The 26,993-nt window shown below is 73.1% G+C and carries 24 protein-coding genes and 1 pseudogene; 4 read left to right on the forward strand and 21 right to left on the reverse strand.

Going from position 1 to position 26,993, the window contains the following annotated elements:
* Nucleotides 1-83 precede the first annotated feature (83 nt).
* The 12 genes from IE178_RS14680 to IE178_RS14735 form a co-directional block, all read right to left on the reverse strand.
* Nucleotides 84-767, reverse strand: a complete 684-nt coding sequence (locus tag IE178_RS14680) for a hypothetical protein (RefSeq protein WP_193512559.1) — start codon at nucleotides 765-767, stop codon at nucleotides 84-86.
* 125 nt (nucleotides 768-892) lie between these two features.
* Nucleotides 893-1,552: a flavodoxin family protein gene (locus tag IE178_RS14685; protein ID WP_193512560.1), complete on the reverse strand. Its 660-nt coding sequence runs from the start codon at nucleotides 1,550-1,552 to the stop codon at nucleotides 893-895.
* 24 nt (nucleotides 1,553-1,576) lie between these two features.
* The gene (locus IE178_RS14690; RefSeq protein WP_193512561.1) at nucleotides 1,577-2,776 is read right to left on the reverse strand and encodes an MFS transporter; all 1,200 of its coding nucleotides are present in this window, start codon (nucleotides 2,774-2,776) and stop codon (nucleotides 1,577-1,579) included.
* A complete protein-coding gene (locus tag IE178_RS14695) occupies nucleotides 2,773-4,059 on the reverse strand; it encodes an amidohydrolase family protein (RefSeq protein ID WP_193512562.1) in 1,287 nt (428 codons plus the stop codon). Before IE178_RS14695 ends, IE178_RS14690 begins: the two co-directional genes overlap by 4 nt.
* A 19-nt stretch (nucleotides 4,060-4,078) precedes the next feature.
* A complete protein-coding gene (locus tag IE178_RS14700) occupies nucleotides 4,079-4,711 on the reverse strand; it encodes a prephenate dehydratase (RefSeq protein WP_184761628.1) in 633 nt (210 codons plus the stop codon).
* Complete coding sequence (locus IE178_RS14705; protein WP_193512563.1) at nucleotides 4,701-6,122, reverse strand: phenylacetate--CoA ligase family protein; 1,422 nt, start codon at nucleotides 6,120-6,122, stop codon at nucleotides 4,701-4,703. Before IE178_RS14705 ends, IE178_RS14700 begins: the two co-directional genes overlap by 11 nt.
* 286 nt (nucleotides 6,123-6,408) lie before the next feature.
* The gene (locus tag IE178_RS14710; protein WP_318280053.1) at nucleotides 6,409-7,098 is read right to left on the reverse strand and encodes an SDR family NAD(P)-dependent oxidoreductase; all 690 of its coding nucleotides are present in this window, start codon (nucleotides 7,096-7,098) and stop codon (nucleotides 6,409-6,411) included.
* A gap of 73 nt (nucleotides 7,099-7,171) precedes the next feature.
* Nucleotides 7,172-7,756: an anthranilate synthase component II gene (locus IE178_RS14715; protein WP_193512565.1), complete on the reverse strand. Its 585-nt coding sequence runs from the start codon at nucleotides 7,754-7,756 to the stop codon at nucleotides 7,172-7,174.
* Nucleotides 7,753-9,297, reverse strand: a complete 1,545-nt coding sequence (locus tag IE178_RS14720; RefSeq protein WP_438874378.1) for an anthranilate synthase component I family protein — start codon at nucleotides 9,295-9,297, stop codon at nucleotides 7,753-7,755. The genes IE178_RS14715 and IE178_RS14720 overlap by 4 nt, the downstream gene beginning before the upstream one ends.
* A 555-nt stretch (nucleotides 9,298-9,852) precedes the next feature.
* Nucleotides 9,853-10,656, reverse strand: coding sequence for a DeoR/GlpR family DNA-binding transcription regulator (locus IE178_RS14725; protein WP_184761623.1), 804 nt, complete (start codon nucleotides 10,654-10,656; stop codon nucleotides 9,853-9,855).
* 25 nt (nucleotides 10,657-10,681) lie between these two features.
* Entirely contained in the window at nucleotides 10,682-11,686 is a 1,005-nt protein-coding gene (gene pdxA / locus IE178_RS14730; RefSeq protein WP_318280055.1) for a 4-hydroxythreonine-4-phosphate dehydrogenase PdxA, read from the reverse strand.
* A complete protein-coding gene (locus IE178_RS14735; protein ID WP_318280056.1) occupies nucleotides 11,683-13,134 on the reverse strand; it encodes a four-carbon acid sugar kinase family protein in 1,452 nt (483 codons plus the stop codon). The genes pdxA and IE178_RS14735 overlap by 4 nt, the downstream gene beginning before the upstream one ends.
* A gap of 179 nt (nucleotides 13,135-13,313) precedes the next feature.
* Here IE178_RS14735 and IE178_RS14740 point away from each other — a divergent pair, with 179 nt between their 5' ends.
* From IE178_RS14740 to IE178_RS14755, 4 genes are all read left to right on the forward strand, one after another.
* Nucleotides 13,314-14,339 (forward strand): aldo/keto reductase, encoded by a 1,026-nt coding sequence (locus IE178_RS14740; RefSeq protein ID WP_193512567.1) that lies wholly within the window; start codon nucleotides 13,314-13,316, stop codon nucleotides 14,337-14,339.
* A 50-nt stretch (nucleotides 14,340-14,389) separates the two neighbouring features.
* Entirely contained in the window at nucleotides 14,390-15,169 is a 780-nt protein-coding gene (locus tag IE178_RS14745; protein ID WP_193512568.1) for an HpcH/HpaI aldolase family protein, read from the forward strand.
* Nucleotides 15,166-16,125 carry a phosphoglycerate dehydrogenase gene (locus IE178_RS14750; protein ID WP_184761620.1) on the forward strand — a complete coding sequence of 320 codons (960 nt, stop codon included), beginning with the start codon at nucleotides 15,166-15,168 and terminating at the stop codon, nucleotides 16,123-16,125. The genes IE178_RS14745 and IE178_RS14750 overlap by 4 nt, the downstream gene beginning before the upstream one ends.
* A gap of 96 nt (nucleotides 16,126-16,221) precedes the next feature.
* Nucleotides 16,222-17,640, forward strand: a complete 1,419-nt coding sequence (locus IE178_RS14755) for an Nramp family divalent metal transporter (RefSeq protein WP_184761619.1) — start codon at nucleotides 16,222-16,224, stop codon at nucleotides 17,638-17,640.
* A gap of 104 nt (nucleotides 17,641-17,744) precedes the next feature.
* Here the strand turns inward: IE178_RS14755 and IE178_RS14760 are convergent, their stop codons facing one another.
* The 9 genes and pseudogenes from IE178_RS14760 to IE178_RS14790 form a co-directional block, all read right to left on the reverse strand.
* Entirely contained in the window at nucleotides 17,745-18,536 is a 792-nt protein-coding gene (locus IE178_RS14760; protein ID WP_184761618.1) for an ABC transporter permease, read from the reverse strand.
* On the reverse strand, nucleotides 18,533-19,528 hold the full coding sequence (locus IE178_RS14765) for an ATP-binding cassette domain-containing protein (RefSeq protein WP_193512672.1): 996 nt from the start codon (nucleotides 19,526-19,528) through the stop codon (nucleotides 18,533-18,535). The genes IE178_RS14760 and IE178_RS14765 overlap by 4 nt, the downstream gene beginning before the upstream one ends.
* Before the next feature lie 74 nt (nucleotides 19,529-19,602).
* Nucleotides 19,603-20,445: a DUF4097 family beta strand repeat-containing protein gene (locus IE178_RS14770; protein WP_184761617.1), complete on the reverse strand. Its 843-nt coding sequence runs from the start codon at nucleotides 20,443-20,445 to the stop codon at nucleotides 19,603-19,605.
* Nucleotides 20,446-20,527: 82 nt separating this feature from the next.
* A complete protein-coding gene (locus tag IE178_RS14775) occupies nucleotides 20,528-21,040 on the reverse strand; it encodes a hypothetical protein (RefSeq protein WP_193512569.1) in 513 nt (170 codons plus the stop codon).
* Nucleotides 21,041-21,693: 653 nt separating this feature from the next.
* A complete protein-coding gene (locus IE178_RS14780) occupies nucleotides 21,694-22,893 on the reverse strand; it encodes an MFS transporter (protein ID WP_193512570.1) in 1,200 nt (399 codons plus the stop codon).
* A 5-nt stretch (nucleotides 22,894-22,898) separates the two neighbouring features.
* Complete coding sequence (locus IE178_RS35945; RefSeq protein ID WP_318280070.1) at nucleotides 22,899-23,357, reverse strand: GNAT family N-acetyltransferase; 459 nt, start codon at nucleotides 23,355-23,357, stop codon at nucleotides 22,899-22,901.
* Between the two features lie 75 nt (nucleotides 23,358-23,432).
* A pseudogene (locus IE178_RS35950) lies at nucleotides 23,433-24,596 on the reverse strand (type III PLP-dependent enzyme); the annotation flags it as partial.
* Nucleotides 24,593-25,924, reverse strand: a complete 1,332-nt coding sequence (locus tag IE178_RS35955) for a DUF6271 family protein (protein WP_318280057.1) — start codon at nucleotides 25,922-25,924, stop codon at nucleotides 24,593-24,595. The pseudogene IE178_RS35950 and the gene IE178_RS35955, both read right to left, overlap by 4 nt.
* Nucleotides 25,921-26,952, reverse strand: coding sequence for a phytanoyl-CoA dioxygenase family protein (locus IE178_RS14790; RefSeq protein ID WP_184761614.1), 1,032 nt, complete (start codon nucleotides 26,950-26,952; stop codon nucleotides 25,921-25,923). The genes IE178_RS35955 and IE178_RS14790 overlap by 4 nt, the downstream gene beginning before the upstream one ends.
* Nucleotides 26,953-26,993: the final 41 nt, after the last annotated feature.

Below are 26,993 nucleotides of genomic sequence, written 5' to 3' on the forward strand. Positions count from 1 at the left end.
GTCGCGTTCCCCGTTTTCAGGGTTTTCAGCGTTTCCAGCGTTTTCCGCGTGCCCCGCGGACGCCGTGCTGCCGGCCGACGGGTTCACAGTGCCACCTCCCGCACCTCGGGGACCGACCCGGCTTCCCGGAGGAGGCCGGTCAGGACCCGTACCCCGGTCTCGAAGTCCTCGCCGTCCAGACCGGGCGCGTCGTAGACGGTGAACACCAGATGGCGGGAGGACGGGGTGACGCTGGTACGGCGGTCGGGGCCCCGCAGCACCGAGGCGACGATGGCCGTGCCGTCGCGGACCACGGGTTCGTCCTGGGAGCAGACGACGGTGGAGCGGAACCCCGTGAAGGTCTCGCCCCGCGCGGCCCAGTCGAAGTGCAGCCCGCCGTCGACGGCTTCGGCGTCCTGGACCCCCATCAGCACGCCCGTGGTCAGCTCGCCGTACAGCAGGGCGTCGACGGCGGGGCCGATCGCGGGCAGGCCCTTGCGGCGGGCCGAGGCGATCTGGCCGGGCAGCGGGCAGGTGAGGGCGTGTGCGCCGAACCACCGGGCGTAGACCCGCGCGACCTCGGCCGCGCGGTCGTAGACGTCCCCGGGGTCCTCGGCGAGTTCCTGGCGGCGCAGGGCGAGCCGGTCGGTGAGGGCGGCGGGATCGACCGCGGCCGCGACGGCGGCGAAGCGGGTCAGGTCCGCCGCTCCGGACGGTTTGGTGCCTGCGCTCAGTGCCGGCACGTTCAAGGCAGTCTCCCGATGTTCCTTGTCGAGCTGGTTTTCCATGACTGGTTTTCCATGCCTGCGCGGTCCGGTCGGTGATTCCAGCAGCCGGGCCGGGTCCGTCCCAAGGCCACTGGTGACCCGGGGGTCCGTACCACTCCCGGCAACCGGACAACTCCGGTACGCCCTCAGTGGGCACGCACCCGTCCGGCGCGTTCGTTGCGGTCGTGCGGCGGCAGCACGGGTTCACCGGTGACGTCCTCGTGGCGCCGCAGCAGAAGGATCATGTCGAGCATCCGCTCCACCATCCGGTCCACCGCCTCCAGGCCCTCGGTATCGGCCAGTTCCGGGGTCCGGGCGGTGTTGCGCAGCAGCGCGGGGAAGCCGCTGCCGACCAGGATCATCCGGTTGAGCAGCAGGTTGTCCACGAGCTGGTTGTGCACGGAGCCCTCGCTGTAGCGGCGGCCCGTGACGATGATCCCGCCCACCTTGTTGGCGAGGGGCCGTTCGAAACGCAGGAATCCGACGCCCGCCCGCTCGATGAAGATCTGCATGAGGTGGGCGAGACCAAAGCCGTGCACGGGGGTCGCGTAGATGATCCCGTCGGCGCGCTTCATCTCCTCCACGATCCGCGGCATCGCGTCGGGCAGCGCGCACGGGGCGTCACGGTAGTTGCAGTCGCCGCACGGGCTGCACGGCGAGATCGGGTGGTCGCGCAGGTGGATCGTCCGGAACTCGGCGCCCCGGAGCTCCACCAGCCCGGCCGCGTACTCCAGCGCCAGGTCGGTGTTCCCGCCGGCCCGTTCGGAGCCGCATATGCCGAGGACGACGGGTCGTGGTTCCAGCATGGTTTCCCCCAACGTTTCGGCGGGTCAGCGGGCGTCGGCGGCGAGCGCCGGCTCCTCACGGGTGCGGACGCGGGCCACGGCGAAGGCGGTCACCAGCGAGAGCGCGGCCAGGCAGCCGCCCACCACCCCGAGGGTGTCCGGCGCGTCGGCGCCGCCGCCGTCCACCACCTGCCCGCCGAGGAAGCCGCCCAGCGAGATCCCGAGGAAGGTGGCCGAGGAGTTCAGCGACAGCAGCAGCGGCCCGGACGCCGGCGCGATGCCGAACAGGCGGTGCTGCTGGGGCGGCTGGGTGGCCATCGCGGCCAGGCCCCACAGCGCCATCGCCACCACGGCGCCGGTGACCGACGTACGGGTCAGGGGCAGGGTGACGAGGACCACGGCGAGTCCGGCGACGGACACGGCGAGCACGGGACCCGCGCCGTACCGGTCCGTGGCACGGCCGCCCAGCGCCGTGCCCGCGAAGGCGGTGACGCCGAACGCCAGCAGGAGCAGGGCGAGGACCGAGCCGTCGCCGTCGGTGACGGGGTCGAGGATCAGCCCGATGTAGGTGAGCGCCAGGTAGCCGCCGGTCATGAACAGCAGCGTGGTCGTCACCGTGAGCAGCACCCGCGGGTCCCGCGCCGGGGCGAGCCGCGCGGCCAGTCCGGGGGCGGCGGGCAGCCGCACCTGGGGCAGGCCGGCCGCCACGGCGGCCGCGCACAGCACGCCGAGACCGGCGAGCAGCCAGAACGTGGCGCGCCAGCCCAGGTCGGCGGCGACCCAGGTGCCGAACGGGACGCCGGCGACGGTCGCGGCCGACAGCCCGCCGAGGACGACCGCGAGGGCCCTCCCGCGCCGTTCGGGTGGCGACAGCGCGCCGGCGGAGGCGGAGGCCGCGGGCACGTACAGCGCGGCGCACGCGGCGGTGAACACCCGCGCGGCCAGCAGGGTGCCGAGACTCGGGGCCAGGGCGGAGGCGGCGTTGCCCACGGCGAAGCCGGTCAGGGACACCACGAGGACGGCACGCCGCTCCCAGGCGCCGGTGAACGCGCCGAGCACGGGCGCGAACACGGCGTAGGCGAGGGCGAACAGGGTGCTGAGCCAGCCGGCGTCGGCGGTGCTGACCCGCAGGTCGCCGGCGACCTCCGGCAGCACTCCGGCCACCACGAAGGTGTCCGTGCCGATGGCGAAGGCGCCGACCGCGAGCAGCGGCAGGACGGGGACCCGGGCGCGGATGTCTGTCATCGGACCGCTTCCGTCGGGGCGCGGTAGGCGTCGAGGCTGCCGGCCACGGCGTCACCGCCGAGCAGGACCGTCTCGATGCCGCCGGGCCGGCTGAGCACCGTGATGTCCTCGGCCGGGTCGTCGCCGGTGATGACCAGGTCCGCCAGACGGCCCGCCTCGACGGTGCCCGCGTCGTCGCCGCGGCCCGCCAGACGCGCGCCGTTGGCGGTGGCCCAGGTGAGCACCGTGGCGGCGCGGATGCCCGCCATGGTCACGTACAGCTCCAGTTCCTCCGCGTAGGTGCCGTGCGGGGTCCAGGCGAAGCCGAAGTCGTCGCCCGCCACGACCGGGATGCCCATCTCGACCATCAGCGGCAGGATGCGCAGGGTGTTGTCGATCTCCGCCTGGAACTCCAGGGTCTCCAGGTAGTCGGTGGTCTTGCCGTGCCGCGTGCCGGTGGTGAGCAGCTTGTACGGCTGGAACAGGCTCGGCACGACGAAGATGCCCCGTTCGGCGATGGCCTCCAGCGCCGCGTCGTCGGCGTACGTGGCATGGTCGATCACGTCGACGTCGGCGGCGATGGCGTTGCGGATGCCGTCCAGCCCGCGCGAGTGGGCGCGGATGCGGGCGCCGTGCTCGTGCGCGGTGCGGCTGGCGATCTTCAGCTCCTCCGCGGTGAACAGCAGTTCGTGGGAGCGCCCGTTGGGGAAGGTGTCGTCGCCCGAGGAGAAGACCTTGACGATCTCGGCGCCCTGGGCGATCTCCGTGGCCACGTACTCGGCCATCTCCTCCGGGGTGTCGGCGAGCCGCATCAGGTCGGTCGGGATGCGCTTCTTCACCTCCGGGTTGCGCCGCTCGGGCGGCCCGGACACCATCAGGTCCCGGCTGCACGGGGTGATCCGGGGGCCGCGCAGCCGGCCGGAGTCGACGGCCCGGCGCAGCGCCATGTCGATGCCGGAGACCGAACCCGCGCCCACGAAAGCGGTGTAGCCGAGGGAGAGCAGGCGGGTGGCGTTCTCGGCGGCGCCGAGGGTGACCTCGGGTATGGAGTACTTGAACAGCATCTCCCGCCCGTCGAGGACGTTCAGATAGGCGATGTGCGTGTGCCCGAGCGTCATGCCGGGCATCACGGTGCGGCCGTCGAGGTCGACGACGTCCACGTCGGGCGAGTGCAGCGGCGCGAGGTCCTCGGGCAGCACCGCCTCGACGCGGTCGCCGTCGATCAGCACGCTGCGCCGGGGCACCGACGCCTTGCCCAGGCCCTCCTGGACGGTGGCGCGGTGCAGCAGAGTCTTGCGGGGCATGGTGGATTCCCTCCAGTCTTCACAGGGGGGACGGTTCGGCGTGGCCGAAGACCGTCCAGAGGATTTCGGCGCCGGGCCGGCGGGCGACCCAGCTCAGGCCGTGGGCGCGGACGCCGGGCGCGTTGGTGACGGCGAGGTCGGCGCCTCCCGCCGCCAGGATCTCGGCGGCGTGCTGAGTGGAGTCGGCGTCGACCCAGTGGACCTCCCGCTCGCCGAGCGCGGCGGGCACGACCTCGGCGTAGATCCGCCGGACCTCCCACATGGCCGCCACACTGACCGGCCCGTGGCCCGCCGGCGGCGCGGTGTCCGAGACCGCCGCGATCCCGTACTCGGGGGTCGCCTGCGGGAAGAACGCCACCAGTCGCAGGTCGCGGTGCCAGTGGAACCGGGTCAGGCCCTGGTAGGCGCTCGGGACGAGCGCGTACTCGACCTTCCGGTCGACCAGCGCCGCCAGCACGTCGTCGAAGGTGTCGAACAGCCTGACGTGCAGACCGTGGCGCTCCACGAGCAGGCCCGCGGCGAGGTGGCTGGAGGTGCCGGACGGGCCGAGCGTCCCCAGGGTGCTGCCGGGCCGGCGGGACCAGCGCTCGGCCAGGCTGCTCCAGCGCGCGCCGTACTCGTCGGCGAGCCGCCGGGCGGTGTCAGCGCTCATAGCCACGGTTCGCCGCCATCTGCCGGGCGACCCGGGTCTCGTGGTCGGGTGCGGTGCGCCGGTCGACGATGCGGGCGGCCTTCCAGCTGACGAAGGCACCCGTGCTGACGATCGGGTCGAGGCCGTCGCTGAGCTCGGCCGTCACCGGCACGCCGAGGGCCTCGGCGGCCCGCTCGCGGACCTGTTCGGCGACCCCGGCCGGATCCTCGGCGAGGTCCTTGAGCAGTTCGAGGCGGACGGTGAGCCGGTCGCGCCCGTCGTCGTCCCGCTCGATGACGACCTGGTACCCGGCGGAGCCGGTCACGCCGCTCAGCACGGCCGTCTCGACCTGCCCCGCGGTGAACAGCCGGCCGCCCAGCTCCAGCCGGTCCAGGGTGCGGCCGACGATGCGTACGACGTCACCGGGCATCTCGCAGTCGCAGTCGGAGGGTTCGACGACGACGGCGTCACCGGTGCGGTAGCGCACCAGCGGCTTGACCCCGTCCACCAGCATGGTGACGGTCAGTTCGCCGCTGCCGTGCGGGCCGTGGGAGTCGCCGGTCTCGGGGTCCACGACCTCGACGAGGTAGTTCGTCTGGGACAGGTGCATCCGCTTGTTCCGGCAGGCCGTCGCGATGACGAACGCCTCCTGGGAGCCGTAGAGGATGTTGTAGACGTCGGCGCCCCACACGGACTCCAGGTTGCGGGCCAGCGCGGGCGTGCACATCTCGCCGGTCACGAAGAGCAGCTCGACCGCGAAGTCGCGGCGCAGGTCGTAGCCGTAGTGCTCGGCGGCCTTGGCCAGCGTCAGCGCCACCCCGGGCGTGCAGCAGACGACCTCCAGCTGGAGGTCCTTCATCAGCTGGAGGGCCTTGGGGAAGCCGATCACGGGGGAGTACGGCCATATCTTGGCGTTCATCGAGCCGGTGTTGCGGGCGACGTCGCCGAGGGTGTCGCCGAAGGAGTGGACCTCGGTGGGGCCCATCAGCCCGATGCGCGGCCGGTGGTCGCCGAAGTGGTGCCGGAAGATCGATGCCCAGGACTCGGTGACGTGGGCGTTGCTGGCGACGACCTCGCGGCCGTCGCGGGGGCAGGGGGTGGCGGGCCCGGTGGTGCCGGTGGTCTCGTAGAAGAAGACCGCGTCGGCCAGCGGGCGGCTGAGCATGTCGAGCATCTCGCTGCGCAGGTGCGCCTTGGTGGTGAACGGCAGGCGGGCCAGGGTCGCCGGGGTCACGGCGTCCAGGTCCACTCCGCTCAGGTGCCGGGCGTAGAAGGGCGATCCGGCACGGACCTGGTCCAGTACCGTGCGCAGCTGGCGGGAGCGCCAGTCGTCGAGTTCCTGCCGGGTGAGGGTGCGGGCGTAGAAGGCCTGGTGGAGGGCGAGGTAGCGAGTGGTGAACTCGGCTGCGGGGCCCTGAGTGGGCAGCCACATGGGCATGGGTCCTCTCTGTCGCTGTGCGCGCGTGCCGTGGAGGCGGGTGGCCGGGGCGGGTGCGGGGCCGCGCGACGGCGGCCCGTGGCCGCGTGCGTGCCCTGCTCCGTCGGAGGGCGTCCCGGCGGACGGCTCGACGCGATCGGTGGTGGCTCGGTGGGATGCCGGGCGCGGGCGCGCCGGACGGGTGGTGCGGGCGGTGCGGGTGGGCGCGAGGGCGTGAGGGCGCACGGAGCGCCGCGGTCGGGGACCGCGGGCCCTGCGCCGTGCGCTCAGCGGTGAGCGCTCAGCGCAGCCCGCCGTTGACGTCCAGGACGCTCGCGGTGATGTAGTCGGCGCCCGCTCCGGTCAGATAGCGGATCGCGGAGGCCACCTCGCCGGCCGCGCCGAATCTGCCCAGTGGGATGCGTTCGCGGTACTCCGCGGCGCGCCGCCCGGGGATGCGGGCGGCCATCGGGGTGTCGATCAGCCCGGGCGCCACGGCGTTGACGCGGATGCCGTGGGGCGCCAGCGACCGGCCGAGGCTCAGCGTCAGCGCGATCACGGCGCCCTTGGACGCTCCGTACGCGGTGTCGGGGCTGCCGGACTGGCCGCTGATGGAGGCGACGTTGACCACGCTGCCGGGACGGCCGGCCGCGATCAGCGCGCGGGCCAGCGCCTGCGTGGCGAAGAAGGCGGCGCCCACGTTGACGTCGAGGACGCGCCGGTAGTCCTGCGGCGTGTAGTCCAGGAAGTCCCTGGCCTCGTAGACACCGGCGTTGTTCACCAGCGTCCCGGGCAGGCCGTGCTCCTCCTCGATCCGCCGGAACAGCGCGGTGACCGCCCCGGGGTCACCGAGGTCGGCGACGAGCGCCGCATGGGCCGTCGGGTCGGCCCCGGCGGTCCGGTCCACGGACACCACCCGGTGACCCGCGTCGGCCAGCGCGGCCGTGACCGCGCGTCCTATCCCTCCCGCACCGCCGGTGACGACTGCCACCGACGGTGGTGTTCCTCTGGTCGCGCTCACTTTCGTGTCCCCCCGTGGATACTGCGGTGTGCCGTGCGGGCGGTCAGTGGACCGCCGTGGTGCGTGCCCCTTCCAGGAAGTTGGCGAAGAGCCGGAGCCCGTCCTCGGTCATCACGCTCTCGGGATGGAACTGCACCCCTTCGACCGGCAGGGTGCGGTGCCGCAGCCCCATGACGTAGCCGTCGTCGAGCGAGGTCGCCGAGACCCGCAGGTCGGCGGGCGGCGGGTCGGTGACGATCAGCGAGTGGTAGCGGGTCACGGTCAGCGGTGCCGCCACCCCGGTGAAGACCCCTTCCCCGTCGTGCGTCACTGGGCTGGTCTTGCCGTGCATCAGGTGCTGCGCGACGGCGATCCTCCCGCCGTAGGCCAGGCCGATCGCCTGGTGGCCCAGGCACACACCGAGCAGGGGCACCCGGCCCGCGAAGGCGTGCACCAGCTCCACGTGCCCGGAGTCGGCCGGATGGCCGGGGCCCGGGCCGAGCACCACGGCGTCGGGTCCGGCCGCCCGGAGCTCCTCGACCGAGCGGGTCCGTGAACGGACCACCTCGGTCCGCGCGCCGAGCATCAGCAGATACTGGTCGATGATGTGGCTGAAGCTGTCGTAGGCGTCGACGAGCAGGACTTTCACGGCAGCAGTTCCTCACCGGTCAACGCCCAGTAGGTGGCGCTCATCTTGGCCAGGGTCTCCCGCCACTCACCGGCGGGCGTGGAGTCGGCGACGACACCGGCCGACGCCTGGGTGGAGTAGCGCCGGCCGTCGTGCACGGCCGTACGGATGCACAGGGCGAGCATCGTGAAGCCGCGCACGTCGACGACGCCGAGCGCTCCGGCGTAGATGCCCCGGGAGTCGTCCTCGATCTCGTTGATGATCTCCATGGCGCGCAGCTTGGGCGCGCCGGTCATGGTGCCCGCGGGGAAGGTGGCGCAGACGGCCGACCAGACGTCCGTGGCACCGGTGATCCGCCCGGTCACGGTCGACACCAGGTGATGGACGTAGGCGAACGGCTCGACCTCCATCATCGAGGTGACGTCGAGCGTGCCGGGCACGCAGACCCGTCCGATGTCGTTGCGGCACAGGTCGACGAGCATGACGTGCTCGGCCTGCTCCTTGACGCTGGCGCGCAGTCCGGCGACACGCCGGGCGTCCTCGGCCGGGTCGGCGGCGCGCGGCGCCGTTCCCGCGATCGGGCGCATGGAGAGGGTGTCGTCCTCGATCCGGATGAACAGCTCGGGGCTCGCCCCGATCACGGTGCGGCCGGCCCACGGCACCAGGTACATGTACGGGGAGGGGTTGCGGTGGCGCAGCCGGCGGTAGACCTGGTCGGGTGTCAGCTCGGTCTCGACGTCGATGCGGTGACCGATCTGGATCTGGTAGCTGTCGCCGACCCGGATGTGACGCAGGCAGCGGTCGACCCGCTTGGCGAAGGTCTCCTCGTCCACGGAGTCGCGCACGGACCGCGGTGCCGGTGCCGCCGGTACGTCCGCGTCGTCGGCGGGGGCGGTCGCGGCCTCGGCGAGGACGTCCGCCAGGGGCCGGCCGGTGTCCTGCGGCCAGGCGGCGGCCCGCGCGGTGAGGTGCCGTACCGTGCCGGCGGGCACGTCGTACCAGAGGGTCTCCCGGAACAGGGCGAGGGTGCAGCGCGGCAGGCCGGCCTCGTCCTGGCTCTGCGGCAACCGCTCCATGGTCCACGCGGCCTCGTAGGACAGCGTGGTGAGGAAACCGAAGGCGAAGGTGTCGGCGGGTACGTCGGTGTCCACGTCGAAGGCGCCCTGCATCCGGCGCAGGAGCTGCCAGACCTCATCCGGTCCGGCCACGTCCCACACCCGGGCACCGGACCCGTCGGCCGCCGGGCGGCCCGGGCCGGCCGCCAGGGCGTCGGCGAGGGCGTCGGCGAGGTCCGGACCGGCGGTGAGCTCCACGCGGTCGGCGTGGACGCGCAGTTCGGCCAGCAGGCCCCAGCCGACGGCGGCCGAGAGCCGGTCCTGTGCCGGCCCGTCCAGGCTCTCCAGCAGGTACACGTCGCCCTGCGGGCGGGTGCGGGACAGTGCCTCGTAGACGCGCAGGGGGTTGCTGGGACCGTGGTCCGCCGACTCCACCCGGACCCGGAGGCGCCCGGCGCGCCGGGGTTCCCCCCGCCCGGTCGTACTCGGTACTGACAACAAGGACACCGAATGAGCCTTTCCCCCTGCGTCCGCCGTGACTGCGGCGGGCGACATTTCCTACGAGGGACTTCACCAAACCGGACACGTCACGGTCCATACCACTTGGGTGGCTGGGGAGGGGACCATTCTTGACATATGAGGATGAAGTAAAAGATCCGTAAAAAGCGGAGGGATCGCCGTAAGAGAGGCGTCAATAGTGGTCGATCTCGGTCACGGAGGTGTTCTCCTCGAACCCACCCGTTTCCACCGCACCGCGTCCCAGGAGCTCACGATGGCCGACCTGGCCTTCGTCGCACCGCGGTCCTCGCGGTGGTGGCTCTCGTCGCCGTCAGGGCCGGCCGGCCCGGCGCGACCGACGCCGAGGTGCGCCCGGCCGCCTGACCGGCGCGGGGCGATGGGAGCGCACCGCGGCTCCCGGCCGGCCGGTCCGTGCCGGAGTGGGTGGCGTGGCGCTGTCCGGCGGTGAGCGGCGGCGGATCCGGGTGGGCGCGACGGCACCCGCGGGCGCCGGGCCGTGCGCGCCGCCCCCGGGCCACCCCGGTGCGGCGCCGGGAGTGCCGCTCAGGCCCGACTCGGTGGTGCCGGCTCCTCCACCGGCTCCGCCAGCACCACCCGCGTACCGCGCTCGGTGAACGCCGCCACCTCGGCGTCCGTCGCCGAGGTGTCCGTGACCAGCGTCCAGCCGGGCGGCAGCGTCGCCCACGCGTGGAAGGGGGCCCGGCCCAGTTTCGCCGCGTGGGCCAGGACGTAGACGTGGGCGGCCCGGCGGGCCATCAGCTCCTTGAGGCGGGTCTGGCGCAGATCCGCCTCGCAGATCCCGCCGTCCGCCGTCACCCCGTCCGCGGACAGGAAGACCCGGTCGAACGTCATCCGTTCCAGCGCCGCCTCCGTCAGCGGGCCGACGAAGGCCTGGCTGAGCGGGCGCAACGTCCCGCCGAGGCACTCCACATGCACGGCTTCGACGTCCGCCAGCTCGTGCAGCGCGGTCAGCCCCGTCGTGGCGACCGTGAGGTCCTGCGCCGTGCGCAGCTCGTGCGCCAGCGCCCCGACCGTCGACCCGGCGTCCAGCAGCACGGTCTCGCCCGGCTGGACCTGCGCCGCCGCCCACCGGGCGATCGCCCGCTTGTGCGCGTACGCCTCCGTGGTGCGCTGACGCAGCGACGCCTCCGGGTGCGCGGTCAGCGCCATCGCCCCGCCGTAGGTGCGGGCGAGCCGGCCGTCGGCGGTGAGCCGGGCGAGGTCGCGGCGGATGGTGGAGGCTGTCACGCCGAAGTGCCGTGACAGCTCCTCGACACTGGCCAGGCCGGTGGTGGTGGCGAGTCTCAGGATCTCCTCGCGCCGAGCCTGGGATCCGTTGGGCGGCATCAAGTGTCCTTCGCGGTACGTCGGTTCAGCGGGCGGTGGACATCTCGGCGGCCTGCCGCAGCGCCTCGATCATGCTACCGGCCTCGGCCTTGCCGGTACCGGCGATGTCGAAAGCGGTGCCGTGGTCGACGGAGGTGCGGATCACGGGGAGGCCGACGGTGAGGTTGACGCCCGCCTCGATGCCGAGCACCTTGACGGGGCCGTGGCCCTGGTCGTGGTACATCGCCACGATGAGGTCGTAGTCGCCCCGGGAGGCCAGGAAGAAGGCCGTGTCGGCGGGGAGCGGGCCGCGGGCGTCGATGCCGTCGCGGCGCACCCTCTCCAGCGCCGGGACGATCTTCTCCTCCTCCTCGCCGTACCCGAACAGGCCGTTCTCGCCCGCGTGCGGGTTGATGCCGCAGACGCCGATGACCGGTTCGGCCACCCCCGCCCGGACCATGGCCTCGTGGCCGCGGCGCACGGTCCGCTCGACCAGGCCGGGCTCGATCCGGTTGACGGCGTCGATGAGACCGATGTGCGTGGTCACGTGGATGACCTTCACCTTCTCGGTGGACAGCATCATCGACACCTCCTCGACCCCGGTGAAGTGGGCGAGCAGTTCGGTGTGGCCGGGGAAGACATGTCCGGCGGCGTGCAGCGCCTCCTTGTTGAGGGGCGCGGTGCAGATGCCGTCGATCTCGCCGGCGAGGGCCAGTCGGGCGGCCAGCTTGATGTACTCGTAGGCGGCGTTGCCGGCTTCGGCGGACAGCACACCCCAGGGCAGGCCGTCGGGCAGCAGTCCGAGGTCGATGACGTTGATCCGGCCCGGTACGGACTCGGCCGCCGCCGGGGCCGGCACGGTCACGATCTCGCAGTCGGTCCCGAGGATCCGGGCCGCTTCCCGCAGCCGTGCGGCGTCACCGATCACCACCGGCCGGCAGCGGCCGAGGGTCGCGGCGTCCAGCATCGCGGGAACGATCACCTCGGGCCCGATACCGGCGCCGTCGCCCATGGTGACACCGATGAGGGGGAGGGGCTGCTGCGCGTTCACTGGGTGACTCCTTGCTGAGAGGGTGCCGTGGCGGCGGAGGCCGGCGGCAGGGGCGAGGACGATGACAGAAGGCGGGGGCGGAGTGCCGCCGCGATGCGAAGGAACGAGTCCGGGCCGCCGAAGCTCCCGGGGCGGGTGACGACCGACCGGCCGTCCGCGGTCCGGCTGTGGACGGCACCGTGGTGGATCTCGCCGACCGGCCACAGCGTGGTGACGCCGAGCGCGTCGAGCACCCGGCGGGCCGTCTCACCCCCGGTCAGGACGAGATCCGGACGCCCGGGGAGCGCCGCGACGGTGCGCGCCAGTCCCGCCACGATCCGGCGCGCGGAACCGGGCCGCACGCCGTCGGACCCGTCGACGGACAGCACGGTGACCGTGCCGGGGGCGAGCCCGGGCGGCACGACGGGGTCCGGCCCGGCCAACGGCCCGGGCGCCAACGGCACATGCCGAGCCCCGGCCGCCACCAACCGCGCCACCTGCTGTGCCACCCCGGGTTCCGCGCTCCCCGCCACGACGAGCAGCGGCGGCTCGGATCCCCCGGCCGCCGTCGTCCCGGCCGCCGTCGTCCCGGCTCCCGCCGGTGCCGACGACGCCTGCCGGGATCCCGGCGCGGGCAAGCCGAGCCGGCGGCCGAGGGCGGAGGCCAGACCGCCGCTGCCCAGCAGCCGGGTGCCCGGCCCGAGCAGGGCCGCGGCGGCGGTGATCACCGTCAGGTCGGCGTCGCTCTCGGCGTCGCACACGGGGTGCCGCCCGCGCGCCGCCACCTCCCGGAACAGGCCGGCGAGCGCGAGGGGACCCTGACGCACGGCCTCGACCGGTACGTCCGTGGTGGGCAGCGGTGCCAGGGCCTCGGCGACGGACCGGGGCGCGGCGCGCTCCTCGGCACGCCAGGCCGCGCACTCGTGCAGCGGCACCCCGTCGACCAGGACCACACCGCCGCGCACCACGCGCCGTGCGGCGGGCAGGGCGGTCGCGACCACGAGGAGCTCGGCCCCCTCCGCGAAGGCCGCGGCCTCCGCGCCCACCGGTCCGCGCAGCAGCGAGTCGCACTTCTTGTACCAGAGCGTCCGGCCGTGCATTGGCGGGAAGTTGACTGCGCGAAACGCGCGACTCCCGTCGTCGTACGGGCCGGAATGCGGACGTGCGGCCCCGGGCCGCCGCGGCCCGCCCGCCCGTGCGCCGGATCCGGTGTCGTCGCCGTCCGCGGTCGTCCCGGCCGCCGCGCCCGCCCCGGCCAGCGCGGCCCGTACGGCATCGGCCGCGGCGTCGTCGTCCAGGTACCGCGAATCCAGGTCGACCACCGCACACTCACCGGCGGCGACGGGTACGGCCAGGTCGGCGGGGTACAGCAGAAGACGTGAGGGCAGCCGGAGCAGCGCGGCCACTTCCGCGGCCCCCGACAGGTCATCGGCGAGCGCAACGACCGAGGTGTCGTCCCGACGGCACACGCGAACCTCCTCCACAGAACCCGGCACCGGTGTGCACGGGCCGCGCGGCATCCCCTGACCGGGGCGCCCGCAGTGCTCCGATGATGACATAGTTTGCGCGATTCGCGCGAGACGCTTGCGCGTAACGCGCAGTTCGTGCGAGCGTTCCTCCACCGCACCCGTACCGGAAGGAACCGCTCGTGAGCACCGGCACCCGCCCCGGCCCGCACGAAACCCCGCAGGGAAGCCCTCAGGGGATCGAGCTCCCGCTCGTCCCCGTACCGCTCTCCCGCCTGGTACTGGGCACCATGACGTTCGGCGACACCGTCGACCGCGCGGGCGCCGCCGCCATGCTGGACACCGCGCTGGACGCCGGGCTCACCGGCGTGGACACGGCCAACGGGTACGCGGGCGGCGAGAGCGAGCGGATCCTCGCCGGACTGCTGCCCGGGCGCCGGGACCGGATCGTGCTCGCCACCAAGGCCGGCATCCCGCACCCCGACCAGGGCGAGCACGCCCCGCTCTCCCCGGCCGGCCTGCGGGCCGCCCTCGACGGCAGCCTCAAGCGGCTCGGCACCGACCACGTGGACCTCTTCTACCTGCACCAGCCGGACCGGCGCACCCCGCTCGCCGAGACCCTCGCGGCCGTGGCGGAGTTTGTGGCGGAGGGGAAGATCCGCGCCCTCGGCGTGTCCAACTACGCCGCCTGGCAGATCGCCGAGCTGACCCGCATCGCCGACGAGGTCGGCGCCCCGCGCCCCGTCGTCGCGCAGCAGCTCCACAACCTGCTCGCCCGCCGGATCGAGGAGGAGTACGTCGAGTACGCGGCGGTCAGCGGTCTGCGCACCATGGTCTACAACCCCCTCGGCGGCGGCCTCCTCACCGGCCGGCACCGCTTCGAGGCCGACCCCGCCACCGGCCGCTTCGGCGACTCCAAGCTCGCCGCGATGTACCGGCAGCGCTACTGGAACGAAGACCTCTTCGCCGCCGTCGCCGAGCTCACCGCCATCGCCGACGGAGCGGGCCTGCCGCTCACCGAACTCGCCCTGCGCTGGCTGCTGGACCGCCCCTCCACCGACGCGCTCCTGCTCGGCGGCTCCCGGCCGGAACACCTGCGGGCCAACATCGCCGCCGCGCAGGCCGGCCCGCTGCCCGCGGACGTGACCGCCGCCTGCGACGCCGTCGGCACCGCGCTGCGCGGCCCGATGCCCGCCTACAACCGCTGACCCAGCCGACCCGGTCGACCCCGCCGACCCCAGCAGTCCGGAGACTCCCCATGACCACCGCCGCGCACTTCACCGCCGCACTGCGCGACCGCCAGCGCCTCATCGGCTACTGGTCCCTGCTCGACTCGCCCGTCGCCGCCGAACGCCTCGCCCGGCTCGGCTACGACTACCTGGCCTTCGACGCCCAGCACGGCCTCTTCGGCTACCAGGGCCTGCTGCACAACCTCATCGCCACCGACACCCGCGGCTCCACCGCCGCCGGCATGGTCCGCGTCGAGGCCAACGACCCGACGTACATCGGCCGCGCGCTCGACGCGGGCGCCGCCGCCGTCATCGTGCCCCTCGTCGACACCGCCCAGGACGCGGCCGACGCGGTCGCCGCCGTGCGGTACCCACCGCACGGCCGCCGCTCCTACGGTCCGATGCGGGCCCAGCTGCGCATCGGACCGAACCCGGCCGACACCCATGAGCAGACCGCGGTCCTCGCCATGATCGAGACCGCCGACGGCCTCGCGAACGTCGAGGAGATCTGCGCCACCCCGGGTCTCGACGGCATCTACGTCGGCCCGTCCGACCTGCGTCTGGCCATCGGCGGCAAGACCTCCACCGACCCGGACGTGGCCGACGACTTCGAGCGGGCGCTGACCCGGATCCGCGAGGCCGCCGAGGCCGCCGGCATCGCCGCCGGGATCCACAACGGCGACGGCGCGAGCGCCGCCCGCCGGCTCGCCGAGGGCTTCACCTTCGCGTCCGTCGCCGCCGACGTGGTCCACCTCCAGCAGGTCGCCGCCGCACACCTCGACGCCGCGCGCGAGGGAGGCCGTTCATGAGCACGCCGAGCCACAGCACCCTCATCACCACCCCCACCTTCGCCCGGCACTCGCCCGACCCCTGGACCCTGCTCGCCGACGGCGGGGCGGGACCGGTCCGCCCGTACGACGACCGCGCCCTGCCCCACGACGAACTGCTGGACCGCGTCACCGGCGCCGACGCGCTCATCGCCGGCATGGACCCGATCACCGCCGAGGTCATGGACGCCGCCCCGCGCCTGAAGGTCATCGCCAAGCACGGCGTCGGCACCGACACCATCGACGTCCCCGCCGCCCGCGACCGCGGCATCCCCGTCGTCTTCGCGCCCGGCTCCAACTCCCGGGCCGTCGCCGAGTTCACCTTCGGGCTCGTGCTCGACGCCGCCCGCCGGATCAGCGCCTCGCACACGGCCGTCACCGAAGGCGCCTGGCCCAAGCTCTTCGGTCCCGAGCTCCACGGCAGGACGATCGGCGTCGTCGGCTTCGGCCGGATCGGCCGGCTCGTCGCCGGCTACGCGCGGGCCTTCGGGATGCGGGTACTCGCCCACGACCCCTACGTCCCCGACGACGCGGTGACCGCGGCGGACGCCGAACCCGTCCCGCTGGACGCGCTCCTCGCCCGCGCCGACGTCGTCACCCTGCACCTCCCGCCCGCCGGGGAACCGCTGCTGGACGCCGCCCGGCTGGACGCCATGAAACCCGGCGCGATCCTCGTCAACGCCGCCCGCGGCGGCCTCGTCGACGACACCGCGCTCGCCGCCGCCCTGCACTCCGGGCACCTGGCCGCCGCCGCACTCGACGCCTTCGCCGTCGAACCCCTCCCCGACGGCCACGTCCTGCGCACGGCCCCCCGGCTGACCCTCACCTCGCACATGGCCGCCTGCACCCCCGAGGCCAACCGCGCGATGGGCCTGATGGTCGCCGAGGACGTCCTGCGCGTCCTCGCCGGCGAACCCCCGCACCACGCGGCCGGCTGACCCCGGCCCCCACCCACGTCACCCCCCATTGCCTTTCCCTGCCCGCATTGCCTTCCGCTCCGGCGACGGCGCCGGAACAAGCAAAGGAACACCGCCATGTCGACCACCGCCACCGCCCCAGCGGCGGAGCACGCGCAGGCCGATCCGTACGCCCTGCGCCCCGAGGACGCCCGCCCGGCACCCACGGTCTTCCGCGACCGGATCCGCCATCTCGGCCCGGGCTTCGTGCTGTCGGCCGCCGTCGTCGGCTCCGGAGAGCTGATCACCACCACCGCGCTCGGCGCCCAGGCCGGCTTCGCGCTGCTGTGGCTGGTGATCGTCTCCACCGCGGTCAAGGTCTGGGTCCAGATGGAACTGGCCCGGTGGACCATCCTCAACGGGCGCACCGCACTCGAGGGCTACCGCGAGGTCGGCCCCCGCATCGGCCGGCTGAGCTGGATCAACTGGCTCTGGATCGGCATGGACTTCGCCAAGATGTTCCAGCGCGGAGGCATCATCGGCGGTACGGCGGCGGCGTGTTCGGTGCTGTGGCCGGTCATCGGCGAACCCCTCGGCTGGGGCTCCCTGGCGCTGTGGGCCGTGGTGGTCACCCTCGCCGCGATCCTGCTGCTGCAGTCCGGCAAGTACAGCCTCGTGGAACGCGCCTGTCTGGTCTCCGTGGTCGTCTTCACCCTGGTCACCGTCAGCCTCGCGGTCGGCCTGCCCGGCACCGGGTTCGGCTACGGCGCGAGTGAACTGGGCAGCGGCTTCGGCTTCGAGATCCCGGCCGGCACCGTCGGTATCGCGCTGGCCGTCTTCGGCATCACCGGTGTCGGCGCCGACGAGATGACGACGTACACCTACTGGTGCCTGGAGAAGGGCTACGCCCGCTGGACCGGCCCCGACGACGGCACCGAGGAGCGGGCCCGCCGCGCCGAGGGCTGGATCAAGGTGATGCGCCTGGACGCCCTGACCGGCCTGGCCGTCTGCGTGCTGTGCACCCTGTCCTTCTACGTCATCGGCGCGGCCGTCCTCCACCCGCAGGGCCTGGTGCCCGAGGGCAACGAGATGATCACCACGCTGTCGCGGATCTACACGGACACCATGGGCCCCTGGGCCGAGTACCTGTTCCTCGTCGGTGCCTTCGCCGTCCTCTTCTCCACCCTCATCGGCTCCACGGCCTCCGTTCCCCGGCTGTGGACCAACACGCTCGGCCTGCTCGGCGTCATCGACTGGACCGACGTCCGCGCCCGCACCCGCACCATCCGCATCCTCACCTGGTGCCTGCCGCTGCTGTGGACCGCCTTCTTCCTCTGGATGCAGTCGCCCGTACTGATGGTGCAGATCGGCGGCATCGGCGGCGGCATCTTCCTGCTCGCCGTGGTCGTCGCCGTCTGGCGGCTGCGCTACACCGGAGTGCCGCGGCGCTTCCGCGCCAACCCGTGGCTGACCGGGGCGCTCGTCCTCAGCAGCGTCGCCATCCTGTGCGTCGGCGTGTACGGAGTGCTGAAGACGCTGGGCGCGGTGCCGGAGTAGCCGCGGGCCACCGGGAACGCCGACGGGGCGGCGTACGCCGACGCGATGTCGGAGTACGCCGCCCTGCACCGGCTCCCGGTTCCCCCTGGACCGGCTCCCGGCCCCTACTTCGGGTCGCGGTCGAACAGTGACCGGGACCAGACGTAGCCCAGGACCGCCAGCCCCACGCACCAGGCCACGGCCAGCCATCCGTTGTGGCCGATCTCGGTGCCGAGGAGCAGGCCGCGCAGGGTCTCGATGGCCGGGGTGAACGGCTGGTACTCGGCGATCGGCCGGAACCAGCCCGGCATCGCGTCGACCGGCACGAAGGCGCTGGAGAGGAGCGGCAGGACCATCAGCGGCATCGCGCTGTTACTTGCCGCCTCGGCGTTCGGGCTGGACAGGCCCATCCCGACCGCGATCCAGGTGAGCGCCAGGGAGACGAGTGTGAGCAGCCCGACCGCCAGGATCCACTCCAGGACGGTGGCATCGGTGGACCGGAACCCGATGGCCACGGCGACCGCGCCGACGAGCACCACGCTCATCACGCACTGCAGGACGCTGCCGACGACATGCCCGATGAGCACGGACCCGCGGTGGATCGCCATGGTGCGGAAGCGGGCGATGATGCCCTCGGTCATGTCGGTGGCGACGGACACCGCACTGCCGATCGTGGTGCCGCCGATGGTCAGCAGCAGGATGCCCGGAACGATATAGGCGAGGTACTCGGACCGGTCGGCAGCGCCGCCCCCGATACCGGCGCTCATGGTGTCGCCGAAGACGTAGACGAAGAGCAGCAGCAGCATGACCGGCGTGAGCAGCAGGTTCAGCGTCAGGGACGGGTAGCGCCGGGCGTGCAGCAGGTTGCGGCGCAGCATCGTGGACGAGTCGCGGACGGCGAGGGAGAGGGAGCTCATCGGACGGTCTCCTCGGGCTGGTTCGGCTGGTGGGGGATGTCGGTGCCGCCGGTGAGGGCGAAGAAGACGTCGTCGAGGTCGGGGGTGTGCACGGTCAGTTCGTCGGCCTCGATGCCGGCGGAGTCGAGCCGGTCGAGGACGGAGCGCAGTGCGCGCTGGCTGCCGTCGCTGGGGAGCTGGAGGGCGAGCGCGTCGTCGTCCCGGGTGGCCCCGTGCAGGGCGGAGGCGGCGGACCGGTAGGCGGCGGGGTCGGTGAAGCGGAGCCGGACGTGCCCGCCGGGGACGATCCGCTTGAGTTCTTCGGCGCTCCCCTCCGCGGCGATCCGGCCGTCGTGGAGTACGGCGATGCGGTCGGCGAGTTCGTCGGCCTCCTCCAGGTACTGGGTGGTGAGGAAGACGGTGACGCCGCCGGTGACCAGCTCCCGGATGATGCCCCACATGCTGTGCCGGGAGCGCGGGTCGAGACCGGTGGTCGGCTCGTCGAGGAAGATGATCCGCGGGCTGCCGACCAGCGTCATCGCGATGTCGAGGCGGCGCCTCATGCCGCCGGAGTAGGTGGCGGCGGGCTTCTTCGCGGCCTCGGTGAGGTCGAAGCGCTCCAGCAGTTCGGCGGCGACGCGCCGCCCCTCCCGCTTGGACAGGTGGTGCAGGTCCGCCATGAGGAGCATGTTCTCCTCGCCGGTGATCAGCCCGTCGACGGCGGAGAACTGTCCGGTGACGCCGATCGCGGCGCGCACGGCCTGTGCGTCGGCGGCGAGGTCGTGGCCCGCCACCTCGGCCCGGCCGCCGTCGGCGGTGATGAGGGTGGAGAGGATCTTGACGGCGGTGGTCTTGCCCGCGCCGTTCGGCCCGAGTAAGGCGAACACGGACCCGGCGGGGATGTTCAGGTCGATGCCGTCGAGGACGGTCTTGTCGCCGTAGGACTTGCGCAGACCGGTGGCGGCAAGGGCGGTGGGTGACTGCCGACCGTCCCCCAGTTTGGACATGGGCATGACAGAAGAAGGCATGGGGTCCTCCGTTGGAAGGCTGAAGTGGGTGGGTGGAGGGGCTGGCCGGGGATGCCCGCTCAGGCCTTGGCGCGGCGGATGTCGATGTTGCCGTGCCGCGTGCGGGCGCGGACCTCGACGGTGTCCTCGGTCTGCTCCGGGGTGTCGGACGCGGTGAGGGTGTTGCGCACCTGCCCCGAGCCCGAGGTGACGTCGAGCCAGGCGGCCGTGCCCTCACGGACGCCGACCTCGATGGCGCCGTGGTTGGTCTCCAGCTGGACGGTGCCGCGGGCCACTTCGCCCACACGCAGGGTGCCGTGGGCGGTGGTGGCGGTGACCGAGTCCTCGGCGCGCCGGATCTCGATGTCGCCGTTGGCGCCGCTCACCCGCAGCTCGCCGGTCGCGGCGTCGACGGTCGTGGTGCCGTGCGAGTTCTTCAGGACGGCGGGGCCGTCGACGAGGCCGACGCGCAGGCTGCCGGAGCTGGTGGTGATCTCGGCCGTGCCCTCGACCCGGTCCACGGTGATCGAGCCGTGCGAAGCGGTCAGCTTCAGCGGGCCCGTCGTGTCGAGGCGGACGTCGCCGGACGAGGTCTTCACACGCACCTCGCCGAGCCGGCCCTCGCCGAGCATCTGGGTCCAGGCGCCGGTCATGTCGACGCGCGAGCCCGTGGGCAGTTCGACCGTCACGTCGACGACACCGGTACGGCCGAACAGATTGGGCTTGGGCGTCCTGACGGTCAGTGCGCCGCCGGCGTACGTGACCTCGGTCTGGTCGGCCGTCCGCACGTCCAGATCCTTCTTCGGGTCGCGGGGCCGCACCTCGACGACGGTGTCGGGGCGGTCGCCCGCGGTGAACTGGAGGGAACCGGCCTCCACGTGCGCCGTGGCCGTGATCGGTTCGGGGGTGTCGAAAGAAGGCATGGCTGTCCCGTCCTCATGGGTCTTCCGGGCGTCCCCGCTGGTGGGACGTGGTGTGGGTGAGGTGGTGCGGGCGGAGGCGCGGTCAGCGCACCCAGCCCGTGAAGCTCTGTCCGACCGTCCGGGTCTTCTCCGTCGTCCGCGGCCGGGTGTCGCCGTCGACCGCGGCCGACACGGCGCGCACCAGCCACGCGTTGACCGACAGGCCCTCGCGGCCGGCGGCCTCCTCGGCCCGGGTCTTGAGATGGGCCGGCAGACGGAGGTTGACGCGGGCGGTGCCGCCTTCGTCGCCGTCGGCCGGGGCCCTGAACGGTTCGACGGGCGCGGCCGGCTGCGCGGTGACACCGCCGTCGGTGGGCGGCGGTGTCACCACGAAGTCGGGGTCGAGTCCGCGCAGCCGTACGTCGACCGAGCCGGGGGCGAGTTCGCGGGTGATCTCGTCCACCGCGGCGGAGAGCACGTGGAGCATGGTCAGCCGGGCCGCCGACTCCAGGGGAGCGGTGAGCCTCTCGGCCAGCTCACGGGCGTCGTCGCCGCCGGCCTCGGCGGCCACCGCGAGTTCGCGGCGGAGGGTGTCGACATACGGGGTGAGGTCCATGACGTCATCATGGCACCGTTATGGCACCACACGCAAGCCCGAGTGGTGCCTCGCGTGGCACGGGTGCGGGTGTGGCGTCTGTGACCTGCGGAAACAGGGAGCGACGGGCTCGGATCGATGTGGTGTCAGGTGTCCGCAGGGGCACCCGAAGGCGCGGAATGGTGCCAGGTGGTACCGCGATGGCACTGGGTGGCGCCACGTGGCACCAGCACCGTGCGGGGTGCGGGCTGGGGCGGCCCGGCGTACGAGCCGCCGAGCGGTCGCCTGGTCGTCGATCGAGCAGGTCCACGACCACAGGGGCGACGTCGGCCGGCGCTCCACCCCCTGCGCGGCGACGGCCCGCTGCCGCTCGCCCCGTGACGGCGTAACCGCGCCCGACCGGAGAAGGCCCCCGCACGGACGCCGTGTACGGGGGCTGCCGGCGTGACCGCGTGCCCGGTCCACGCCCGCTGCGGGCCACGCCCATGACACACCCCTCGCGCGTTCCCTCCGCCGGAGACGCCGGCCCGCGACGCGCCGGCGTCCTGACCCGCGGGCAGTCACGCTCTCCACGGGCCGTGGCGACCGCTCGGGCCTGTACGACGGTGCCACGGCGAACCGCGTGGAAGAGGGCTACCGCTCGGCCGGCCGAGGCAGGCGGAACACGGCCGGCGTCAGCTCCCCGAAGGGACGCCGGCCTCGCTCACCTGCTCCTTCCAGCTGATCCACCGCGCGCACACCGCCACCAGCACGGCGGACGCCGCGACCACCGCCATGCCGACCGTCAGGTCCGTGTAGCCGGCGACGAAGCCGATGAGCGCCGGGCCCGCGAGGAGGCCGGTGGTGCCCATGGCGGCGACCAGGGAGAGGGCGTTCGGGCCCTGAGCGGCGGCGGCGACATAGAGGCAGGGGGTCACCGTGGCCATGCCCAGGCCGACGCAGGCGAAGCCGATGAGCGCGGGCCAGGTGCCCCCCGTCAGCAGGGCGAGGGCGAGACCCGTACCGGCCACCGCGCTGCCCACCCGCACCATGCGCGCGTCGCCCCAGCGCCCCCGCCAGCCGTCGCCCACCAGGCGGGCCAGCACCATCATCACCGAGACGACGGCGATGCCCAGCGGCGCCAGCTGCCCCGAGGCACCCGTCTCCTCCGTCAGGTAGAGCGCCGACCAGTCGTTCATGGCGCCCTCGGTGACCGTGCCGAACACCATGGCGCAGCCCAGCACCAGAGCCGTGCGTGAGGCGCCGGTCAGGACCCCCGAGCGCTTCTTCCCCTCCGCGGCCTTCCGCTCCCCGGGCCCGGGAGCCGGGTCGTCGGCCGGCAGCCGGATCCGCGCACCGGCGAGCAGCAGCACCGACAGCACCGCCGCCACCGTGAAGTGCGCGGTCAGGGAGTGCGTCACCGCGTTCATCCCGGAGGCCAGCAGCGCGCCCCCGAGCGACCCACCGCTGAACGACGCGTGCAACTGGGCCATCGCGGCCCGCCCGTGGCGGGACTCCAGAGCGGCACCCTGCGCGTTCATGGCGACGTTCAGACAGCCGACGGCCACACCGTCGACGAAGATCACCAGCAGGACGAGCGGGTAACCGCCGGCCGCCGACAACGCCGGCAGCACGGCCACCAGGCCCAGGGCGGACCAGAGAGCCAGCCGCCGTGAGCCCAGCCGCCGCATCAGATGCGCGATCAGCGGGAAGGCCACCGCGGCCCCGACCCCGCAGATCATCAGCAGCAGACCCAGCTGTGTCTCATCCAGGTCGAAACGGGACTTGAGGGCGGGCAGCCGGGAGGCCCAGGTGGCGTACTGGAAGCCGAGGAAGAAGAACAGGGCGGCGGTCGCCAGTTGGTCACGGCGGAAGTCGCCGAGGGTGGGCAGCATGAGTGTCAGGACCCCTCTTCCGGGCCGCCGTGGCGGTGGTACTGGACCGGGCAGGACATGTAGACGGCGCCGTCGCCGTACCCCCCGGAGAGCTCGGCCCCCTGGTCGGGCCGGTAACCGTGCCCGGCCCAGAAGCTCTCCGTCCCGCCCACGGCGATCAGGGAGATCCGCTCGTAGGACGACCGTCCCGCGGTCACCGTGAGGTGCTCCAGGAGTCGGCTGCCCAGCCCCCGGCCGCGCAGATCGTCCGCGATCACCAGATCGTGCAGATGCAGATTGCGCGAGTAGAAGGCCCGCTCCTCCGGGCGGGTCAGGTCCGGGTAACGGAACCGCGGGTACGGCAGCGCCAGGACGTATCCGGCGATGCGGCCGCCGGTCTCCAGGACGAAGCAGGTCGACGGGGAGGCCCGCCCCCGGGAGCGCAGCGCCTCGACGCCCTCGGACAGCGAGGCCGGCGCGTACACCTCGGCCTCCAGGGCGGCGATGCGCGGCCAGTCGTCCTCGGTGACGGCGCGTATGCGTACGTCCGGGGCGTCACCGCGGACGCAGACGTGGGGGAGCGGGTCGAAGCCGTTGAACCCCTCGGTCGTATAGCTGGCGGCGTAGGCGCCGGCGGACAGCACCCAGACCGGGTCGCCCGACGCGACGCCCTTCGGCACCAGCACGCGGTGGTGCTCGTGGGCGTAGGCGTCGTCGCTGTCGCAGGTGGGGCCCGCGACGACGGCGGGGACCAGGTCGGCGCCGGCGGCGTCCGGGTGGGACGGGAAGACGAGCGGGTACTGCACCTCGTCCATCTCGTACAGGCCGTTGAACTTGCCGCAGCTCAGATACAGCCAGTGCTCGCGCTCCCCGTCCGGCTGGCGGCGTGACGTCAGCCGGGAGACGTGCGCCCTGACCGCGCCGTGGTCGGCGACCAGATGACGTCCCGGTTCCAGGAGGAAGTCCAGGGGCCGGGGGGAGAGGCCCGCCAGCCGCTCCATGCCCTCGCGCAGCACGGCGAAGGTCTTGTCCAGCGGGGGCTCCAGCCGCTTGCCCCGGCGGTCGACGTAGCCGAGCGCCGGCAACCCGCCCCCGAGGTTGACGTGGTCCGGCACGATCCCGCGGCCGTGCAGTGCCGTGAGGGCGGCGGCCAGGGTCGCGAAGGCCTGCTGCCATGCCTCGGTGGTCATCTGCTGCGATCCGACGTGCACCGACAGCCCCGCGGGGACCAGCCCCGCGTCCCGGGCGGCCTCCAGCACCCGTACGGCGTCGTCCACCGAGCACCCGAACTTACGGCTCAGTCCCCACAGCGCCCCCTCGCCGCTGGTCGCGAGGCGGCAGAACACCCGTGCCCCCGGGGCGTGTTCGGCGAGCGCGGCCACGTCCTCCACGCTGTCGGTGGCGAAGTCGCGGACGCCGAGCCGGTACGCGTGCGCGATGTTCCGGTCCGACTTGACGGTGTTGCCGTAGTGGATCCGCCGCGCGGGCACCCCCGTCGCCAGCGCCCGGGCGACCTCCCGGGGGCTCGCCGCGTCGAAGCCGGAGCCCCGGCCCGCCAGACAGGCCAGGACCTCCTGAACGGGACACGCCTTCATGGCGAACCGCACGTCGACGCCCGGCAGTTCCCCGGCCAGCGCGTCGTAGCGGTCGGCGATCCCGTCGAGGTCGTAGACGAGCGCGTCCTCGGCGGAGGCCGCGAGCGCGGCGCGCAGGGCCGCCCTCACCGGGAAGCGCTCCGCACCCCGGCGTCCCGGCTCGCGCGCACCAGGGCCTCCCAGGACTCGACCAGCAGCACGAAGTCCTCGATGTCGCGGCCGGCCTCGTCCAGCAGACGCTGCCGGTCCGCCGCCAACCCGCGTGCGAACTCGGCGTACTTCCCGCCCAGTCGCCCGTACGCCGCCTCGACCGTGTCCAGCCGGCGCTCGTTCTCCGTACGGTCCAGCCCCACGCTCTCGGCGAGGAACGCGGCGAACGGCGCCGGGTCCAGCCGCCCGCCTTCGTCCAGCAGACCGGCCCCCGCCTCGGCCATCCGGTCGTAGACGAAGTGGAAGTACAGCATCGACAGCAGGAACTTCACGAACCGCGTCTGGTACGCCAGGAAGCCGGCGTGGGTGCGGCGTTCCCCGGTGTAGTAGTTCTCGATGTGCCGGTTGTGCAGGACGCCGGGCAGCGCGGCGTCGTACACGGCGTGGATGAGGAAGTAGTCGCTGCCGATGGTCGCGGTGGCGGGCGGCAGCGGCAGCCGCTCGTACACGTCCCCGAGGAACGCGATGTTGCACATGTCGACGCGCATCGGGTCGACCAGCGCCAGCGTCGAGTGGTCGCCCGTGAAGGGCAGCATCCCGGCGCCCTTGAAGGACTCCTCGGCCAGGTTCCGCCTCTCCTGATCCGACCAGTGGGCGGGCGCCCACAGGCCGACGACCTCGTCGTAGACCTCCTTGTCGAGTTCCTGGATGCCGCCGATGTCGACGGAGAGCTCCCCGACGAAGGAGGCGCCCACCATCGACACGGGGCGATGGGCGATCGCGGGGTCGAGGGTCACCTCCGACACTCCGGCACCGGCGTCCGAGGCGCGCTTGCCCAGGGAGGTCAGCTCGTGGTGGATCGGGAAGACCGGTTCGCCGCCGAAGAGCTGGTACCGGCCGTCGGAGTCCCGGCGGTGCACCGAGCGGCAGCCCAGCGCCGCCGCGATCAGGAACGCGCGGTTGGTGCAGGCGCCGTACGAGACCGCGTCCGGGAGCATCAGGTCGAGCACCCGGTCCGGATCGGGGAGCGCGGCCCGTTCGATCGCGGCGCGCAGGAAGTCCCGCTGGGCGGGCTCGTCGAGGTGGTGCACCACGACGTGCGGCACCTCGGGCAGCGCGGCGACCGTCCGGGCGTGGGCCGTGCGGGTCGCCTCGTCGGAGGAGTCGAGGATCAGCAGGTGCACTTCGACGCCGAAGTGCCGGGCGGCATGGGCGGCTTCGGCGCCCACGGCCGTGATGGTCGCCGAGCACTCCCTGTTGGTGGGGAGCGTCAGGCATATCCGGTGCACGTCGGTACCCCGTCTCATCGTGTCCGCTCGTGCCCGCGCCAGGACTTAAGACCGAGCAGCCTGCGGCCCAGACCGTCGAGTTCGGCGGTGCCGTACCTCAGGGACTCGTGCCGGATCGCGTCGCCGAGCAGCGTCGCGTTCCACTGCGGGGTGCTGAGCGTGCGCCAGGACTCCACCCGGGACCGGCGCAGCTCCTCGTGCTCCTCCAGCGCGGGCATCATCGACAGGTACTGCACCGCCCGCACCCCGTCGGCCGAGGTGTTGGGGGCCACGCCGTGCGCCAGCATCCCGTTGAAGATCAGCAGGTCACCGGCCTTGAGCTGGGGCCGGACCACGGGGAACTCCGCACGGTCGGTCCCGGGCCGGATCGGGTCCCGGTCGGCGGGCTGCGCGACCTTCCACTCCTCGAACCGGCGGAACAGTTCCGGAGAGCACTGGAAGCCGCCCTGGTCCGGTTCCGTGTCGGTGAGCGCGATGATGCCCTGCACCCGCTGCGGCGGCACACTGGCCTTGGTGTCCACGTCCCAGTGCAGCTCGATGTCGAACCCCTCGTCCGTGGGGTCGATGATCGAGCGCGAGCGGTTCTTCACGTTGGGCGGATTGAGGTTGAGGCGGTCCAGGGTGACCCAGAGCTCCTCGCAGTCCCATACGTCCACGAAGGCGTCGTAGACCCGGCGGCTCTGCCGGCTGTCCCAGATCAGCTGGTGGTGGTACGCCTCGACGAAGCCGTAGACGAACAGGTCCCGGTCGAGGTCCGAGCGGAAGGTGCGCTCCGGGTACCAGGTGTCGGGGCGCTGCGGGTCGAGGCCCTGGAACTCCCAGGCGAACTCCAGCAGCAGCTTGGCCGCGTCGGGGGAGATCGCCTCGGGGACCACCACGTAGCCGTGGCTCTGCCAGGACGCGAACTGCTCCTCGGAGAGCACCCGCAGGGGCAGGTCCTTGCGCAGATGCCGCAGCTGCGTCTCGGCGAGGTAGGTCTCACCGTCGGCGCTGAAGTAGGGCCGCTCGGAGGCGGCGCGGTGTAAGAAGCGGTGGTGCGTCGTCATGCGGTACTCCGAAAGATCGGGATCACTCACGGCATGCGGAC

Source organism: Streptomyces griseoloalbus (assembly GCA_014650015.1).
GTDB lineage: Bacteria > Actinomycetota > Actinomycetes > Streptomycetales > Streptomycetaceae > Streptomyces > Streptomyces griseoloalbus.